Below are 16,947 nucleotides of genomic sequence, written 5' to 3' on the forward strand. Positions count from 1 at the left end.
TTCATACATATTGTGCAAAAAGAAAATGTTATTCTTCTGATAGTTAATGAAAAATAAATTTGTAAGAATGACATATTAATCAAAATGAGTTTGTTTGATTTTAAAAGTTTGTGTTGATTTTAAATAAGTATGATTTAATAGACAATTCCTTTAAAAGGTTTGAATTTTTTAATAAAAATATGTAGATATCTACTAAAGTTAAAGATTCATTTGAAGAAAAAAGCTAATTTATTCTCATAGAGAAAAACTTAAGCAAGAATCACGGTAGTTTTTTATTTTACACTAATTGGATAAAATTTTACGCAAGATTTGTATTGATAGTGTAAAACTTCTTCCAATTATGACTAAAAATTAGATATACTTATAACACTTTTCTGTAAAGTTAGTAAGAAGTCAATTTGAATAGAAAAAAGCTTATTGAGAGATGGATCTAGATCAATAGGCAAAATCCTTTTATGAAAGAATCAAAGAGTTTACAATAACATTAACATTTTTAACTTTTAGAATGATATATAAAGGTAAAAGGGATAGAAAGCGATCCTAAAAATATCATAATATTTGTTAAGTTGCCTAGTTTTTCAAAAACATAGACTTAAAAATACTAATTGAAATAAGCAAAGACCATAAAGCTCAGAAGACAGGTTTTTAAAGTCCATACTCTTGCTTTATATTTATGTAAAAGCAATAAGCTATTTTCATAAATTATAATGGTGGGCGATGAGAGCAAAAAGAAAGCAAATAAAATCAAAAAGTTATATTGAATATAAGGGGATTGATGAATTCTGATTCTATTATGTTTTTTCCCCTCTACCCCTAACTTTTTTGGAGCTTTTTTATCGCTTCTATTGCTAGTCTTTTACGGTCTGCGCTCTTGGTATAAAGAGATGCCATTTGGTCTTCTGTCCAGCCAAAAATTGCCTTGAGTTGTGAGACAGTTGCACCAGAGTTAGCTGCGCGTGTTGCTGCTAATTTTCTCAAACCGTGTGCTGATTTTTTAATTCCAGCCGCATTACAAGCATCTCTAAATGTATTACCAAAACTTTCTTTTGTGAACTTTTGATTAATTTTACTACAGATGAATGTTTCATCACCAATAGGACCAGCTTCAAGCGTTTTGGCTAGTTCTGGTAAAATAGGAAGAAAAACATCTGTTTGGAATTTGCTTTTCTCTGTTTTGAGATGAATGATATTATCTTTAACATCTTTCCAGCCAATGCGAACGGCATCACCACAACGTAAGCCCGTATATAAGAGGACATCAATCCAGACACGTTCATGCGTACCATGATGCCATTTTTGATAATATTTCTCAACATCTTCTTCTGTCCAAGCAGGAAAGCCATCTTTGTTTTTGAGAGGAGGTCTCTTAACACCTACAGTTGGATTACTTTCCAAAAGACCTTGTTCAATCGCCCAATTAAATAGTCCATTAAGTGCTTTCAAAAAATTCCTAGCTGTTGCTGGTGTATCTTTACGCCGTTCAACACCGGCTATAATATGCTTCTTATCAATTGCGTGGTATGGAATGTTTCCTATAGTATCGCATACCTTCATAAGGATGAGTTCTTTTTGTCTTTTTGTAGCTTTAGCGAGGCTATGCCAATTAACACTATTAAAATACTGTTTAAGCAGCCATGCAAATGAACCTTCAGTAAGTTTACCAGTTTTAGGTTTTGGAGGGATTATGCCTTGTAATTCGGCAAGCGCATTTTTGTAATTGTCAACAAATTCTTGCGTTCCATAGGTTCCGTGTACTCTACGACGTGGTCCGTGACCAATGCGTACATACCATATAATTCTACCATGACGTGTGACTTCTTTGACAAGATGAGGAGGGCGTGGTTTAGGCATGGTATTTTACATTTTAGAGAGCAAGGTTTCGTAATATTCATTCTTTGACAAATCTAAAATTTTGTCTGTATGCTTCACTGAATTTGGTAGTGGGATATTGGATTTAAGATAAATAAGCAGTTCGCCGTTAGGTTTTATTTCTATGAGTTCACACCCTTGCTTTTTAGCTTCTCTTAAAGCGCGTGCAATGGCTGGTTGTGTTATGGTAGGTGGTCGGTGCGCCATATATTTCTCCTTACATTTAAGATGCAATTCACTCATGGCGTGAATCACGAATTGATTAAAAATTGTTATGAAAGGGTGGGGGTGCTAGGAGGCATAGGAAAAGCACCCCCATAAGTTCTCAGGCGGCTTTTGTTGAGATTCTTTGTATCTCTTGTTCTATTTCTGCTAAAAAGCTTTCAACCGCTTGATTGATTTGTTCAATTTGTTTGTCATCACGGTGGATGCGTTTGATTTTCATACGAAAGAGAGATGAATCGCCCGTAAACCGCGGGTCATAACTGATAAAATCACACCATTTACGTCCCGTACAAGCCATTTGGAATTGCATTTGTGCAAGATATTCTGGTTTGATCTCATTATTGATAATGAAACGCGTATGATTAGTCGATTTAGGGCATTTGATTTCGATTAAGCCATCTTCATCAATCAAACCATCAGGGCTAGCCCCCGCCATTTTTATTGTGGGGTGTTGGATAAAGCCGCATTGAGTGACTTGTGTATCATAAATGAAAGCATATTCTCTCAAGGCATCTTCTTCATTTTCAATGCCCCATCTCATATCTTCTGTTTCATAATAGGGGCTTGTTTGACCCGTTAGACGCTCTGTAATGAGTTTGATTTTGTAGTCTTCATATTTGCTTGTGGGGGTTCCTTTTGCTGTTTTACTAATAACGTTGTAAATATTTGAAGCGGTAACTTTACCTAAACGGGCTTGAAACCATTCTGCTGTTCTTTGTTCCATTTCACACCCCCATTCCTTGTTCGTGAGATGCTGGTGCATATTCAATATCTTGGATATGAATATATTCGGCATCTTGTATAGAGGCGTTTATTTGCTCTTGTTGTGGGAGAGATTGTAGAGCTCTTTCTCTTTGAATATTTTTCTTTTTTTCCAACAGCCCTAAAACTTCTTGTGCTTTTTCACAAGACAGATCTGTTAGCTTTTCTACATTTGCGTAAGCGAGAAGATTATCTTCATTCGTTTCCGTTTCTTTAATTAATCCTTTGATTTGTTCGAGCATGGCATGAGAAACAAATTGTACTTGTGTATTCCGGTTTACTTCATTAATCCGAGCCGCTTCATCTTCTTCATAAATACCAGAAAACCCGAAAGCATAGCGAGCGCATTGTATAGTTGCTTTATGACGTAACATACGAGCGGGGTATTTTTGCCAAGTGTCACTTTTTTGTTTGCATTCATTTAAATATTCAGTGACTTCGATAGGATCTTTAATGCCTTTGAGACGAATAGCACATTTAATAGCAATGATCTTGCCGTCCTTATCGAGTTGATCTTGAAAGGTCATACCATCAAATTGAGGATTAGACTTAATGATCTTAATCCAGCCATCAATAGAGACCACTGGAATAATGCCGCCGCCTCTTTTAGGGAGAGCATAGATTTCTTTAGTGAGAGGATTGAGACCATAAGTATTTGCAACAGAGATAAAAGCAGCAAATTCTTCATCAGTGAAGTTATGACTGATACATGTTTTGATAATAGTTTTTCGAAATTGTTCATGAGAAAACCCATATTTATTTGCCATAGTGGCTAAGGGTGAATTTGTCATTATCGTTTTCCTTATTTTACGCGCAACTCCCCCGTGGCGTGAATCACGCATGTGTTAAAAGTTGTTTTGTGTTGTTAGAAAGCGCTTAATATGGCTATCACAATATCACCAGAGATCTTAACATTGTTCAAAACCTTGGCTTTTCCAAAAATCTTGGCATTATCGCTAATCCAGCAATTGCCCTCATGGCTTAAGTTGCTTTCTTTTTCTATAAATCCACCAAGATCACCTGCTTTAATGTCTCCAAAGTCTCTCAATGCTCTAATTCGGTGAAGAGTTTTACCAAGAACTTCGATTGTCTCATCAGTAAGTTCGTATTTCTTTTCCATGATTTGTTTCCTTTAAGTTAGACTCTCCCTTTGCCGCTCTTGAAAAGAACGGCATTGGTTTGTGTGATAATTTTTTGAGAAAAGGGGTGCTTTTAGAAGCGCTCTTCAGAGTTTTTAAAGCACATCACAAGGACGCAAACGGTGCTGCTGTTCATAAGTACCATACATTGCATCTTCATATTCACGCCGTTTGATATCATCTAAAAAAACACCGTATGCAGAACTATGTAGAACAAAATCATGGATTATACCTCCTTCAAAACACTCTTCTTCATACTTTTTAAGGTATAATTCAGCAGCATCTTCAGAGATATTTTCGCACCGGTTATTTGTTGGTTCGATACGGAAAATTTCCACCGCATTATCTACTTGATCTATAAATTTGATAATTTCCTTTTCATCCAAGAAAGTACCATATTTCGCGTGATTTTGCTCTTCATCTTCACAGACGACTAAGAGAATTTCATCCGAATTTATAAACACTGGTTTATTCACAATTGCCTCCATATCAAAATATTTAAATACATTTTGAAAAAAATGCCTTGACATAGGTTTTTTTTTTCGGGGTATGGTGTAAATATATTTTCGATTTTAGAATAAGTCAACATAAATTTTCTAAAATAGAAAAAAATTTTTTAGTGATAGACAAATAGTCTACACAAAAAAGTGATCTAATTTTCATTTAAATGTGGAGAAAATTCTATAATGAAGCAATCTAAAGAAGCTTTAAAAATATTTTCGTCATTAACAAATGAGCAAAAAATGGTGGTTATTTTTCATCTGCTTCTTGCAAAGAACGTAAAAAAGAAATGACAGCTTTTCTATGTTCTGGCTTTGCCGAAGAATATAATTTTAAAAAATAATCATCACAATTATCGGGTATAAAGTGAGGGGGGAGAGCTTTAAAAAATGAAGTTAATCTAACGAGTTCATCCGCAGATATATTCCTACTTTCTTTATCATCATCAACAGAAAGCATTTTAGAGACAACAGATGTATGAAGTCCCATATGTTTAGCTAGTTCAGTTCGGGACCCATGACCCATTGTTTTAAGTTTTTCATTTGCCCAAATTTTTATTTCTTTTTGAATATCCATACTTATCAATATTCCTTTTGTTTTAAAAAATATCAATATTTCTATTTTAGAAAAAATGTTGACAATTTTCTATAATCGAATAAATGCGCATTTGATAAATAGAGAAATTAAGATGAGTATCAAAAATTCAGCAGCTACGATTATAAAGTATTTAGGCGGGGCAAAACGTGTGTCGTTGATTTCTCAATGCCATGTGTCTGCTGTTTATAAATGGACTTATCCTTTAAAAAAACTAGAGGGTAAAGGCGGAATTATACCGGCTAAATACCAAATTATGCTTTTAAATTATGCGCGTGAACATGGGATAGATTTACGTCCAGAAGATTTTTTTTATCCAGAGCGCTTGCAGTCATTAATGCAAGAGCAGCGCCCCCCAATTACGAAAATTTGCAAGAGCAGCAGCGTTGATAGCGCGTGCGACCGTTTGCAACCTTAGGAGATCACAATGAGTTTAAATGAAATTTTCTCAATAGCAATTTTTGCAATGTTACTTATCAACGGCGTGATGTTTCGTTTTGCATGGCATTATCGCGATAAGTCTAAACAACTTGTAAGACAGATTGCAAAACTTCAAATCCAAATTAGCAATATTAAGGAAGAAGTTAGAGAGAAAGATATTAAGTTTTCAAGGGAAATCAAGCAGACCATTGATGAATGTGGCGCAAAGCTTAAAGAACTGAACCAAAAGATAGACGAGTATGAAGAAGCGTTCAAACGGAAAAACGAAATCATAAGTTGTTTAAAAGCAGAAGTTGAATCCCGTTATTTAGAAATAGAGAAGTTTAAAGACGAGCTTAAGCAGCGTGATGAAAAAATTAAGAATCTTAAACAAGCGCATAAAGAGGCGATTCAAAAGAAAGACATAGCTCTACACAGGCGATTTAAAGAAGTTGAAGCCCGTGATGCAGAAATAGAGAAGCTTAAAGAAGAGCTTAAACTAAATTCCAAGGATGAAAAAGAAGTTCAATCTCGTGATGAGGAAATTGACGAACTGAAGCGAAAGCTGGATGCGTATGATGAAACGTTCGGTAAGAACATCAAATCTATGTATGAACTCATAGCAGAAATTGCACACCGAGATAAAGAAATTGAGAGGCTTGAAGACGAGCTTAAGCAGCGTGATGCATCTATACAAAAGCCACCAGTAAAAGAGCTTTCCAAAAAGAAAAGTAAGTGAGGAGAGAGAGATGGTTTTAGTTGCTCTTATTATATCTTGTATTGCTAATTTGTGTTCATGTTATGCGGTTTATACCAATTTTAAAAACATCAAAATGCTTAGACAAGCGATAAAAGAACGAGATGAGTTAATTGCGTCACAACAAGCGTTGATGGATGGACAATTAGCAGAGAATGAGAAAAAAATTAAACATTTACAAGAATTGCAAGAAGAAAAAGAGCAGGAATGTTTGACGTCATATGACAATAGTCAAGAATTTGAACCAGATGTTCGCGCGTTTGTAAGAGAGTTTGTAGAAAAAGCTCCAGTTATAAATAAATATAGTGATGAAAAAGATGATGATAGAGCACGAAAGATATTGCAACAATTGATGATGGATGAACAGAGAAAGAATGAAGCAATTGAAATTATTGAAGATTTCAATAGATGGTTTATGGCAAAACAATCGGTTACAGTTGCAGAAGCCAATAAATGGGATAGGGCACAATATTTATCATTTCTTCTTATGAAACCAAAGCCACTGACATGGGCGGAGTTGGCTGAAAAAAGCCCTGAGGAACAACAGCGTTATTCATCATGTTGGAAAACGGTTATTTATTGAATGTAAACAGCTTGGATAGTTTATTACTTGGTTTAATATTAAAAAAATCGGGGCAAAAAATCACCTTTTCTGGTGGATTTAAAGGATTTACGGCAGTATGCTCCATAGTTAATATTAAAGGAATTTCTGAGTTTCTGTCTATAGAAAAAACACCAATAATTAGTCCTAATAGACCAGAAGTTTTGAGGCTAAATGGATCAATATCGCTATGTATAGGTGGATCGACTTGAGGTTTCTTTAAGCATAAGTGTTTTTCCTGTTGAGGATGGATGTAATGTAGTTTTCCTAGTGATTGTGGTGAATACGAAAATTCGCGATAGCATGCGGACATAAAGGTAAAAAGGCTATTATCATTTATGCTGATAGAGTTGATTTTAATTGTTTGTTTTGTGGGATTTGTAATGATTAAAGATACATATATTACTGGAAAGATATCATTAGGATTATCACTTATCCATGAACTGTGTGTGGTAACACGGAGCTTTTTTTCTTCTAAAATCTCTAATTGTTTTTCCAGAACTGTGGCAAGCTTTTTCATTGATACCGCTTGTTCTCTAGTTGATTTAGCTATGTCCATGGCATTAGCTAATTCTGTTTTAAATTTTTCTCGATCTTCTTCTCTTAATTTTTCATCTTTTTCTCGATCTTCCTTTCTCAATTTTTCATCTTTTTCTCGATCTTCCTTTCTCAATTTTTCATCTTTTTCTCGATCTTCCTTTCTCAATTTTGCAGCTTCTATTCGATCTTCCTCTCTGAATTTAAATGTCTGTTTAATAGAAAGAAAAGAAAAAATTGCTGATAATAAAGCACCAACCGAAGAAAGTGCGGAAAATAAAACAGAAAACGCAGAAAATAATACAGGATGCTGTTCTATCCAATTTAAAACCGCTTGCATACTTCTTACACTCTTCTTTCCTTCATTTTTGGGAAAAAACAGCCCAATAAAACACATTATGTACGGAGCGGGGCGGTGAATAACACGATTCTTTGTTTTGATCTAGGAACGAAGATGGGGTGGGCGATGTGTGGAGGGAGTGGTGACGTATTTAGTGGCACCGTTGATTTTAAATCACGTCGTTTTGAAGGCGGTGGGATGCGTTATTTACGCTTTAAACAATGGCTTAATGAAATAAAGCAGGCAGCAGGTCAAATTGACGCGGTGTATTTTGAAGAAGTGAGGCGTCATGTTGGAACCGATGCAGCGCATGTTTACGGTGGTTTGTTAGCAACGTTAACGGCATGGTGTGAACATCATCAGATACCGTATGAGGGGATACCGGTTTGTACAATTAAGAAAGCGACGACAGGAAAAGGAAACGCTTCAAAAGAAGAAATGATTAAGGCAATGCGTGCAAAAGGACACGCGCCTTGTGATGATAATGAAGCAGGTGCTTTGTCAATTTTACATTTAATTAAAGAGAGGGAGATCTTAGAGCGATGCCCAGTCACAAAGTAGAGTGTGTAAAGTTTAATTCAGATCAGTTTTTAAAAGAGCTTATGGGTTTAAAAGCAACAGAGAAGGCAGTTTATACAACCGTTGTGTTGCTTATGAATGATAAGAGAGCGCCTCTTATCAATAATGCGTCTTATTTATCAAGTTGGTGTGGGTGTTCAATAAGAACGTTTCAAAAGGCATTAGAGACTTTAATAAGCATGGGTTACATCACGCGTTTAGAGAATGGGAACTTATGGCATAGGTCATTAGCTTTTGATTATACGATTAGCAAAGCTTCAGAAAGGGCTTCAAAAGCAGCGAATATAAGATGGAGTAAGAAAAGAGAGGAGGCAATACATGTCCAATAAATTGCCATGGACGAGGCTTTTTTCTTCACAATGGATTGTTGATGTTAGTGGCATGAGCATAGTGGAAAAGGGGCTTTATATGACTCTTGTTTTATATATGTACGAAGAACGCCGCCCTATTATTGAAGATGCTCCAAAATTGGCACGGTGGGCTGGCTGTTCAGTAAGAATTTTAAAAAAGACATTAGACATCTTATTACGTGATGAGAAGATCATACGTTTAGACGATGGTCGTTTGTGGAGTTTAAAAGTTGAAGAAGAACTTAATAACTGTAGTGAAAATTTAGATAAAGCTACAGAAAAGGCTTCAAAAGCAGCAAAAGCAGCAAAATTAAGATGGGATAAAAATAAAGATAACAGTGATGATGATACCCATGCAATGCGAAATGATGCCATTAACAATAACAATAACAATAACATTAACAATATATATAAAAAAAATAAAACTATCGTTTTATCAAAAAAAGAAATCGATTTTGAAGATTTAGAAACAACCGATTTGGTTGACGAGCCAATCGAGGGTGGTGATGTTGAAAGCCAATCAGAACAAATCGCAACATCATCAGAAAACCAACCTCCCATTCACGAGCAAGAAAACGTTTCTAAGAAAGCCAAGCGGGTTAAAACTGATAGAGGTTGTCGATTGCCTGCTGATTTTGAACCCGATTATGATTTTGCCATTGCAGAGGGCTTGCCTCCAGAGCGTATCAAAGTCGAGATCGCAAAGTTTCGAGATTATTGGAATGCCAAAGCAGGAAAGGACGCACGCAAAACAGATTGGCAAGCAACATGGCGTAATTGGGTAAGAAATTCAAAAAAATACGAAATCAATCAACAAGGTGGAAACAATGGAAAACCAAGCAATCAACACACAGAACAACAGCGCGGGTGGAGTTATCGAGTTGCACAGCACATGTCCAATATCAAAAATTCAGATAGTGTTTACAAATTTTTATTCGAGGATGACAACACAACCACCATTCCATTGGAAAACAGGACAAAAACCATTGAGTGCAGAAGCGGAGAGAGTTACAGCATTTGTTAACGATGCGTTGAAAAAGCTTGAAAGAAAAGCGACGGAAGAGGAAATACAAACAACCTATCTTGTCCTTTCAAATGGTTTCAAAAGCCCCATGGGATCAGATGAGAAAGCAACAGCGCTTGCGTATCTTTATGCTCTTGAAGGTATAAGTAGCTGGGCATTGCAGACAGCAACAAAGAACGCTTTGAAAGGCAAAGCAGAGGGATTAAGTACAACTTTTATGCCGTCAACAGCAGATTTTTATTGTTACTGCGAAAAGCTTGAAAGTGATATTCGTTTGCAAGCCAATAGTATTCTTAAGAACCTTCAAAAGCCTGAAATCAAGAGCCAAGATCAAGAGGCAGTAATCACATCAAAGCGCGTGGAAAAGCTTCATAAAGGACTTAAAGAGGTTTTAAAGGGCATTGAATGATAGACAGCAAAATAGTGAAAAGTGCTGATCGTTTTGAGATTAGATATACGTTTAAACAGCTAAAAAGATACCGTACAGAGCGATTTTAGATTTTTATGATAGAGAAGCATACTGAAAATAAAAACGCTACTGTACGGTCCAATATGAGACAAATAAACCCATAGGTAAAGTTATGGATTTAAGCAAGGGGATATTAAACCAGATGTTCTTAAGAAACCGTAAGTCAAGACAGAAAAAGAAATTTATTGCAACGGCGGTGGGGCATGCCCCATGGGGATTGGGAGTAGCAGAGTATTTTTACAATCTTTACGAATATGATGATGGTATGAGAGAATACGAAGAATTTGAAGGTGGTCAATATCAAGATCATGAGATGCCAACGAATATTGATTACAGTACAAAAGCGCAGGTAAAAGCATGGATATACGGTGGCAATTTACCAAAAAGCGTATTGAGTTATGAATCATTGATAGATGAGATAAATGTGCAAATCAAAAAACGCACCAAGGATGATCAATTGATTTGTGAGATAACGAATGATTTTGAGAGAGGGTATCCATTATCAAGTGAAGAGATAGACAGAGAGCTAGAAAAAGCGCTTGATATTCAATTAGGTAAGTACCAAAATGAAAAAAAGTGAAAAAAATAAAAAATACGTATTGACTTTAAAGGCAGGTTCGTTTAGAAAGGCAGCAAGTGCTTAAAAACCACTTGTGAATAGCGGGTAACCACGATAAGGTTTCTCCCATTCTTAGAAATACTGGCTTTCTTTTATGCTTTCATTGGCGTATAACGATTTATGTCGGGTGTGGCTATACCATACAATACCCTTCGCGAGGGAAAAGTATAGCGGCGGACTATTCACCGTGTTTTTAGCGCCCGGCGCCCTTATGGGCTGTCAATTAAAAACTTTTAGTGAATAGAAAGAATTTCAAATGGAAAAAAACGAAATAAAAATAACCACCGATTTCTTATGTGATTTGTGGATGGCAGTGTGTAAAGAAGTTAATACAGATTATACTGAAGACGAATATAGTGAATCTTTAGTGGAACTGATGGCAGTTCTTGAAAAAGTTTTGGTTTTAAAATTACAAAACGAAATGCCTAATTTTACAAAAATTTTAGCAATCATTACAGAGTTTGGTCATTCTGAACCAATTCACTCAATAGTTCCTCTTTTGAAAGCTTATAGACCTAATTTTGATAATGTACATAGCATTAATGAGGCAGCTTAAATAACGCATGGGCGCGGCGGGGGCGCCTGCTTTTTAAATTTTTAGGGAAAAAAAGATGTCGCAATACTTAATCGATGTAAATCAAACTCAAATTAATGATGAATTAGTTCAAACTGTAAATGCACGTGATTTGCATGCGTTTTTAGAAGTGAAGTCTCGCTTTAATGATTGGATTGTTAATCGTATTAAAGAATGTAAATTTCGAGAAAATGTAGACTTTGTGACGTTTACTAAAAATTTAGTAAACGGTGGGAAAGCTAAAGATTATGCTCTTACCTTAGACATGGCAAAACACCTTTCAATGATCGAGCGTAATGACAAAGGTCACCAAGCAAGAGAGTATTTTATCGAATGCGAACGGCGTGCAAAGCAAGTAACAACACCACAAGTCGATTACTCAAGTCCACAAGCGATGATTGGTTTTTTAAATTACTTGCAAGGTCAAATCGAGCAGAAAGATCATGTCATTGCAGAGTTAAAACCAAAGGCAATAGCTCTTGATGGTTTAACGCGCTCCGATGGCTTGTTCGGTATTATAGATGCAGCAAAAATATTGGAAGTAAGACCTAAAGATTTATCAGATTACTTGCAAAGATATGGGTGGGCATATAGAAGAGTACCAAGCGGTCCATTATTACCATATCAAGATAAAATACAAAAAGGTCTTATGGATTGCACGACAATCACTATTCAAAAAAATGATGGTACAGAAAAGTTGCTGCCGTCAACAAAGATAACATCTAAAGGATTGGCTTTCTTAAGAGAGCAACTTTATGGGAATATGCAATAATTAAAAAAATAGGGCGGGGGGCTTTATAGCAAAAAAGAAAGCCGTGTCTTTTAAGAACGCGGCTTTCAATGTTTCAAAGCTTAGAAGAAATGTATCTATTCAAGCTTATACCATTTTCTGCTGCTTGAATTGCAAGCTTTCTGTGGAGTTCTGGTGGAATCCTTAATTGAAATTTACCAGTATATTTAACATGAGACAAAGGTATAGGAATTTCTTCTCCGTTACATTGCATATCTTCAACAACTTCTGAAACGAGGTCCATAATGCCTTTTAAAGCTTTTTCTGCTTGAGAAGCTAACCATGAAAGGGATGGAAATTCAGCACACAGTCCAATATATTCACCATCTTCTTGCGACCACAAAACACGATACGTATAATGATTATTGTTCATGTTTCATCCTTTCTATCGCTTGCAAGACTTGTTTCACTTGGTAGGCTTTTGCCTTATTACCAGAATCCTTTTGAATATTCACACGGGGATCACCAAGCCATGGCGTCTTAAAAACAAAGTGGCTTGTACCATTGTTCCGCGCTTCTCCAAAAAAATATACACATACAATTAACAGATCTAAAAACTTTATGTTCTTTGGTGATGCTTTCATCAAGCTGATTATTTTTTCAACTTTATCGCTACTACTCATAGCCAATAATAGTATCATTATTGATACTGGTCAATCATTTTATGAACCTTCCTAGTTAATCATTTAAACCTATGAAGCTTTATGTATGCAAAAAAACTATCAGAGAAAGTTTTGTTGTGTTGAACAAAACAAAAAAAGCCGCATCCAAATTAATAGACACGGCTTTTATCAACAAAAATATAGTTTTACAATCAAACGCAATAGAGTTTAATGAATAAAATATTTTCGCCAGTAATTTACATACTTTGTATATAAACGCAAGTTTGTTTTTGTTCAAATTGAACTAATCAATGTATTGTGATATATTTAAAAACATAGAAAGCGTAAAAAACTTTCTGTTGCAACGTCATAATGGCGTTGTATTTTAACCATTCCTTAGGTTAAAACAACACTTTTTAAAAATCGCTACAAAAAGCCGTGTCCTTTAAAAGATGCGGTTTTTTTGTATATTGACGCTTGTAATTTTATACATAATGTGCTATCTCTTATATGAGATTTAAGAAATTGGAGAAGACCTTGTTATGTTTTTTACATAACAGGGTTTTCTTTTATGTTAGCTATAAATTTGTATATAATAAAGCCGCGCCATTATCTTTAGACGCGGCTTTCGTTTTGCAATGCATGAGTGTTATCGTTATTCATAAGTATTATGAACATCTCTTTTATTGCACAAATAGTATTAAAAATACAAGCCTTAATACATAAAAACCGTATCAAAATAAATTGATACGGTCTTTACGCTCAAAATAATTAACAATCCCAATAAGCGATTAGAATTAATCACATAAAAGAACATCTCTTTTATTACACATTCTGTATAAAAACACAAGCAAATAAATAAAATAAAAACATGATTCATTATTTAGATTCAGTGTATTAAAATAAATTTTGTTTGTAATAATATAGTATAATGTGTTATATTATTGTTATGTATAAATTATTTTTGTTTATAAGTACCATTTTCCATAAAAAGGACAGCAAAGAAAATGCTTAATAAAGTGATGTTAATTGGTCATTTAGGGGCTAATCCTGAAAGCAAAACAATGTCATCTGGTGGCGAGGTGGTCAATTTTCGGTTGGCGACTTCTGAGAGCTATACAGACAAGGCAACCAATAAGAGAGTAGACAAAACAGAATGGCATTCCATTGTTGTCTTTAATCCACATTTGGCAAAAATTGCTCTTCAGTATCTTAAGAAGGGGAGTAAAGTCTATATAGAGGGGCGCTTACAAACCCGTAAATGGCAAGATAAAAACGGTGTGGAACGTTATGTAACAGAGGTCATATTGCCACAATACAAAGGCGAATTACAGCTTTTAGATGGTAAAAATGATGATAATCAAGATCAGTCATCACCTTATGACAGAAGCATTTACAGACCTCTTGATATGTCTACAGTACCAAATGATGATGTTCCTTTTTAAATAGAAGGCGGTGTTGTGAAAGCAAAGAAAAAGAGGGGACGCCCTAAGATCACAGGGCAGGTAAGAGAAGCCAATGGTCGTATATCACGTGCAAATCCGTATCATATCAAAAAACACAACAAAGTCAATATGTTGCGTTAAATTATTTTATATGAATCCACTTAAGAATCCACACTTTTATGCATGTTTAAATTGACCATTTTTGATATAAGATTGCCATGTATGAATAGAGCATAAAAAGCAAATCATGATGCAAATATTATAACGCATGTGTGTATTCAAATGAAATGAAAAGCAGCTACCATTTATAACAGTTCATAAATTTTATGATACGTTTTTATCACTCAAAAATCGCATTGTTTTTAAATTTAGTCATTTGAAATTATCGATAACATATCTTTAAAGATCACAGCTTGTTTTAACAATTGGATTGGTAATCGCATTATCAAGTATGAGATTATGATTCTCAAAATTGAGAAGCGTAAAATCTAAAGATGTTATAATATCCTATAAGAGAGTAATCGTTTGAAACTGTCATAAGCTTATAGGTTTTAATTTATTAAGGACGCATAAAAGGATTTAAAGACAAAATCGTTTTTAAAACGCTTTCTACAAATTTAGAAAATGATAGGCAGTCTTATACAGACATATCATCACAACAGATATGAAATTCACAATGTTATGTCTTATGATACGAAAACCTTTTAATGAATATAGTGCAGTTTTTTGAAGAAGGGAACTCTATTCGCTTCCACAAAAAAATGGAGGCGAATAATGCCGTAAAAGTAGAATACTATATACCTTAGACATGGTAATAAAAAACGCTTTAAAAGTTATAGCTTGAAAACATGAAACCAAATGGGGTAACCCCAAAATTGGGGGCAGCTCTTTAAGATAAGCAAGCAAAATTCAAAACCATTGTAAATCTAAACGCATAGGATTTTACTCAATTTTGGAGTCAAAAGCGATATTGTTTAAAGAATGCTCTATTCTAAAGTTAACGCCCCCAAAATTGGATTGGTTAATATTGCCAACTCAAAATTAAGCCGGCTAATTTTTAAAGAAATTAGGTTTTAAAGAAAAGTGAAAATACGCTTATAAGAACCTCTTTAAGAGAACGTTTAAACGTTTGAAACATAAAATGAGATCTTTATAAGAAACGTTTAAAACCTTTTTTTATAACAGTTATAACTTAGTTATCATTTTCTCTTAAGAACGTTTCATTTATCAAAAAAAACGAAATCTAGATTTCACAGCAGAGCCAATCTTAAAAGCCTTACATTTTATAAAAGCGTTTGTTTATTCGTCTTATGAAAAGCTGCTTTTAAAAACCAACGCGCATAAATATAAAAATGGGTTTTGTTATAGACATTTCACTTAATACATATTCGCTTTTGATTGTCTTGATAAACTTACAAAGCATTTTGATAAATTTAATTTTAGACAATACTTTATTTGAATTCACTCAACTCAATTTTGAGCTTAGTGTTTTAAAACGTTTTCAAGAATCATTTTTGTAATGTGCTTTATTTCAACTGAATGCTATCAAAATTATAGCCATCATTTACGGTTCTTTTGATAATTTTTTATAAAAACAACAGAACGCTTGCAATATGATACGTTTTGTATATATGCATTCATTACTCCATTGTGGATGATTATTAAATCGTTAGAATCAAAATTTGAAAGCCGCGTCATATCAATTGGCACGGCTTTCTTTTTTAACTCTCTCTTTTATAATACGTTTTAAGGAATGCATCTTATAATGCGTTTGTAGCCATTAAAGACGCCCCCCACGCCGTTCTTTATTCTGTTTTATCAATAATCTTGATAACATGATCGCTTTCATAAACCTCACAATTTTTTGGAACCAACCTTACTTTGCTTTTTTTGTTTATTTTTGCATTGCCATAAGCACGACCCCAGACCTTGGCACAATATGAGAGTTTTGCATTCCCATAAACAGAGCCATAAACCTCACAAGAGCCCCCCACGCTAGCAGAGCCATAGACCTTGCCATAAATCTTGGCACGCCCCTTAATAACAGCATAATTATAAACCTTGCCATGGCTATAAATGCAAGCAGAGCCAGAAACATTGGCATGACCATAGCCCCTTGCATAACTAAAGACCGCAGCATCATGAGAAACATACGCATGGTCATAAATATGAGCATCAGCAAAAACGCGGACGCCACCACTTACATGGGCATTGCCATAAATATTCCCATAAACATGAGCATTACCATAAACAAAAGCATGGTCATAAATTTTTGCATATTGAGAGATGAAAGCCTTGCCATAGATTTCACAATTCCCATAGACTTGACCACAGACTTGAGAATAATGCCGTATTTTTGCATTATCATAAACACGGGCATGACCATAGACACAAGCCTCATCATACACCCAGCAATTGCCATCATGAGAAAGATTGACTTCCTTTTCAATAAAGCCACCCAAAGAACCAGCTTTGACATCATCAAAATCTTTTAAAGCCCGAATGCGATAAAGGTTAATAATATTACGAGTAAGTGCATGTTTAATTTGTTTGATTTCGCTAGTTAATTCATATTTTTTGCACATAAGAAGTCCCTCACACAATTGAATGTGTTAAACATTTTCTAAAATTTGGAATGGAAAATTTGAAAGAGAGACGCCCCCGCCGCGCCCGCGCGTTCAATTATGCTGCTTTATTTGTGCTTTGTTCACTAACATCACTATCTTTATAAATTTTTCTATTGCCTTTAA

At 34.8% G+C, this 16,947-nt stretch carries 22 protein-coding genes; 12 read left to right on the forward strand and 10 right to left on the reverse strand.

Annotated features, from left to right (window positions below):
• Positions 1-813: 813 nt before the first annotated feature.
• The 7 genes from FS875_RS07815 to FS875_RS07845 all read right to left on the reverse strand — a co-directional run bounded on the left by FS875_RS07815 (position 814) and on the right by FS875_RS07845 (position 5,072).
• On the reverse strand, positions 814-1,851 hold the full coding sequence (locus FS875_RS07815) for a tyrosine-type recombinase/integrase (protein ID WP_144755312.1): 1,038 nt from the start codon (positions 1,849-1,851) through the stop codon (positions 814-816).
• 6 nt (positions 1,852-1,857) lie between these two features.
• Positions 1,858-2,076, reverse strand: coding sequence for a hypothetical protein (locus FS875_RS07820; protein ID WP_144755315.1), 219 nt, complete (start codon positions 2,074-2,076; stop codon positions 1,858-1,860).
• Positions 2,077-2,194: 118 nt separating this feature from the next.
• Positions 2,195-2,818, reverse strand: coding sequence for a lambda exonuclease family protein (locus FS875_RS07825; RefSeq protein ID WP_144755318.1), 624 nt, complete (start codon positions 2,816-2,818; stop codon positions 2,195-2,197).
• A 1-nt stretch (position 2,819) separates the two neighbouring features.
• Entirely contained in the window at positions 2,820-3,647 is an 828-nt protein-coding gene (gene bet / locus FS875_RS07830) for a phage recombination protein Bet (RefSeq protein ID WP_144755321.1), read from the reverse strand.
• 74 nt (positions 3,648-3,721) lie between these two features.
• Positions 3,722-3,976, reverse strand: coding sequence for a hypothetical protein (locus tag FS875_RS07835; RefSeq protein WP_246067890.1), 255 nt, complete (start codon positions 3,974-3,976; stop codon positions 3,722-3,724).
• Between the two features lie 114 nt (positions 3,977-4,090).
• A complete protein-coding gene (locus tag FS875_RS07840; RefSeq protein WP_144755324.1) occupies positions 4,091-4,471 on the reverse strand; it encodes a hypothetical protein in 381 nt (126 codons plus the stop codon).
• Between the two features lie 274 nt (positions 4,472-4,745).
• A complete protein-coding gene (locus FS875_RS07845) occupies positions 4,746-5,072 on the reverse strand; it encodes a helix-turn-helix domain-containing protein (protein ID WP_144755327.1) in 327 nt (108 codons plus the stop codon).
• Between the two features lie 112 nt (positions 5,073-5,184).
• Between FS875_RS07845 and FS875_RS07850 the strand changes: the two genes are divergently transcribed.
• From FS875_RS07850 to FS875_RS07860, 3 genes are read left to right on the forward strand one after another with little or no spacing between them, the layout of a single operon-like run.
• Positions 5,185-5,508 carry a hypothetical protein gene (locus tag FS875_RS07850; protein WP_144755330.1) on the forward strand — a complete coding sequence of 108 codons (324 nt, stop codon included), beginning with the start codon at positions 5,185-5,187 and terminating at the stop codon, positions 5,506-5,508.
• 9 nt (positions 5,509-5,517) lie between these two features.
• On the forward strand, positions 5,518-6,249 hold the full coding sequence (locus FS875_RS07855; protein WP_144755333.1) for a coiled-coil domain-containing protein: 732 nt from the start codon (positions 5,518-5,520) through the stop codon (positions 6,247-6,249).
• Positions 6,250-6,259: 10 nt separating this feature from the next.
• Positions 6,260-6,850, forward strand: coding sequence for a hypothetical protein (locus tag FS875_RS07860; protein WP_144755335.1), 591 nt, complete (start codon positions 6,260-6,262; stop codon positions 6,848-6,850).
• Here FS875_RS07860 and FS875_RS07865 read toward each other — a convergent pair.
• Positions 6,840-7,745, reverse strand: coding sequence for a hypothetical protein (locus FS875_RS07865; RefSeq protein WP_144755338.1), 906 nt, complete (start codon positions 7,743-7,745; stop codon positions 6,840-6,842). The two genes, FS875_RS07860 and FS875_RS07865, sit on opposite strands and share 11 nt — an antisense overlap.
• A 75-nt stretch (positions 7,746-7,820) precedes the next feature.
• Between FS875_RS07865 and FS875_RS07870 the strand changes: the two genes are divergently transcribed.
• From FS875_RS07870 to FS875_RS07900, 7 genes are all read left to right on the forward strand, one after another.
• The gene (locus FS875_RS07870; RefSeq protein ID WP_144755341.1) at positions 7,821-8,306 is read left to right on the forward strand and encodes a crossover junction endodeoxyribonuclease RuvC; all 486 of its coding nucleotides are present in this window, start codon (positions 7,821-7,823) and stop codon (positions 8,304-8,306) included.
• Positions 8,288-8,653, forward strand: a complete 366-nt coding sequence (locus FS875_RS07875) for a DUF1376 domain-containing protein (RefSeq protein ID WP_144755344.1) — start codon at positions 8,288-8,290, stop codon at positions 8,651-8,653. Before FS875_RS07870 ends, FS875_RS07875 begins: the two co-directional genes overlap by 19 nt.
• Positions 8,643-9,698, forward strand: coding sequence for a DUF1376 domain-containing protein (locus FS875_RS07880; protein ID WP_144755348.1), 1,056 nt, complete (start codon positions 8,643-8,645; stop codon positions 9,696-9,698). Before FS875_RS07875 ends, FS875_RS07880 begins: the two co-directional genes overlap by 11 nt.
• On the forward strand, positions 9,661-10,107 hold the full coding sequence (locus FS875_RS07885) for a hypothetical protein (protein WP_208000007.1): 447 nt from the start codon (positions 9,661-9,663) through the stop codon (positions 10,105-10,107). The genes FS875_RS07880 and FS875_RS07885 overlap by 38 nt, the downstream gene beginning before the upstream one ends.
• Positions 10,108-10,309: 202 nt before the next feature.
• Positions 10,310-10,747: a hypothetical protein gene (locus FS875_RS07890; RefSeq protein ID WP_144755373.1), complete on the forward strand. Its 438-nt coding sequence runs from the start codon at positions 10,310-10,312 to the stop codon at positions 10,745-10,747.
• Between the two features lie 295 nt (positions 10,748-11,042).
• Positions 11,043-11,342, forward strand: coding sequence for a hypothetical protein (locus tag FS875_RS07895; RefSeq protein WP_144755354.1), 300 nt, complete (start codon positions 11,043-11,045; stop codon positions 11,340-11,342).
• A 55-nt stretch (positions 11,343-11,397) separates the two neighbouring features.
• Positions 11,398-12,132, forward strand: a complete 735-nt coding sequence (locus FS875_RS07900; RefSeq protein WP_144755358.1) for an antA/AntB antirepressor family protein — start codon at positions 11,398-11,400, stop codon at positions 12,130-12,132.
• Positions 12,133-12,205: 73 nt separating this feature from the next.
• Here FS875_RS07900 and FS875_RS07905 read toward each other — a convergent pair whose 3' ends face one another.
• Positions 12,206-12,523 (reverse strand): type II toxin-antitoxin system HicB family antitoxin, encoded by a 318-nt coding sequence (locus tag FS875_RS07905; RefSeq protein WP_144755361.1) that lies wholly within the window; start codon positions 12,521-12,523, stop codon positions 12,206-12,208.
• A gap of 1,236 nt (positions 12,524-13,759) precedes the next feature.
• On the opposite strand from FS875_RS07905, the gene ssb reads away from it, so the two are divergent.
• Positions 13,760-14,197, forward strand: a complete 438-nt coding sequence (gene ssb / locus FS875_RS07915; RefSeq protein WP_144755367.1) for a single-stranded DNA-binding protein — start codon at positions 13,760-13,762, stop codon at positions 14,195-14,197.
• 15 nt (positions 14,198-14,212) lie between these two features.
• On the forward strand, positions 14,213-14,338 hold the full coding sequence (locus tag FS875_RS10835) for a hypothetical protein (RefSeq protein ID WP_281282252.1): 126 nt from the start codon (positions 14,213-14,215) through the stop codon (positions 14,336-14,338).
• Between the two features lie 1,664 nt (positions 14,339-16,002).
• Here the strand turns inward: FS875_RS10835 and FS875_RS07920 are convergent.
• Positions 16,003-16,782 (reverse strand): hypothetical protein, encoded by a 780-nt coding sequence (locus FS875_RS07920; protein ID WP_144755370.1) that lies wholly within the window; start codon positions 16,780-16,782, stop codon positions 16,003-16,005.
• Between the last annotated feature and the right edge of the window lie 165 nt (positions 16,783-16,947).

It is taken from the genome of Bartonella saheliensis, assembly GCF_902162175.1.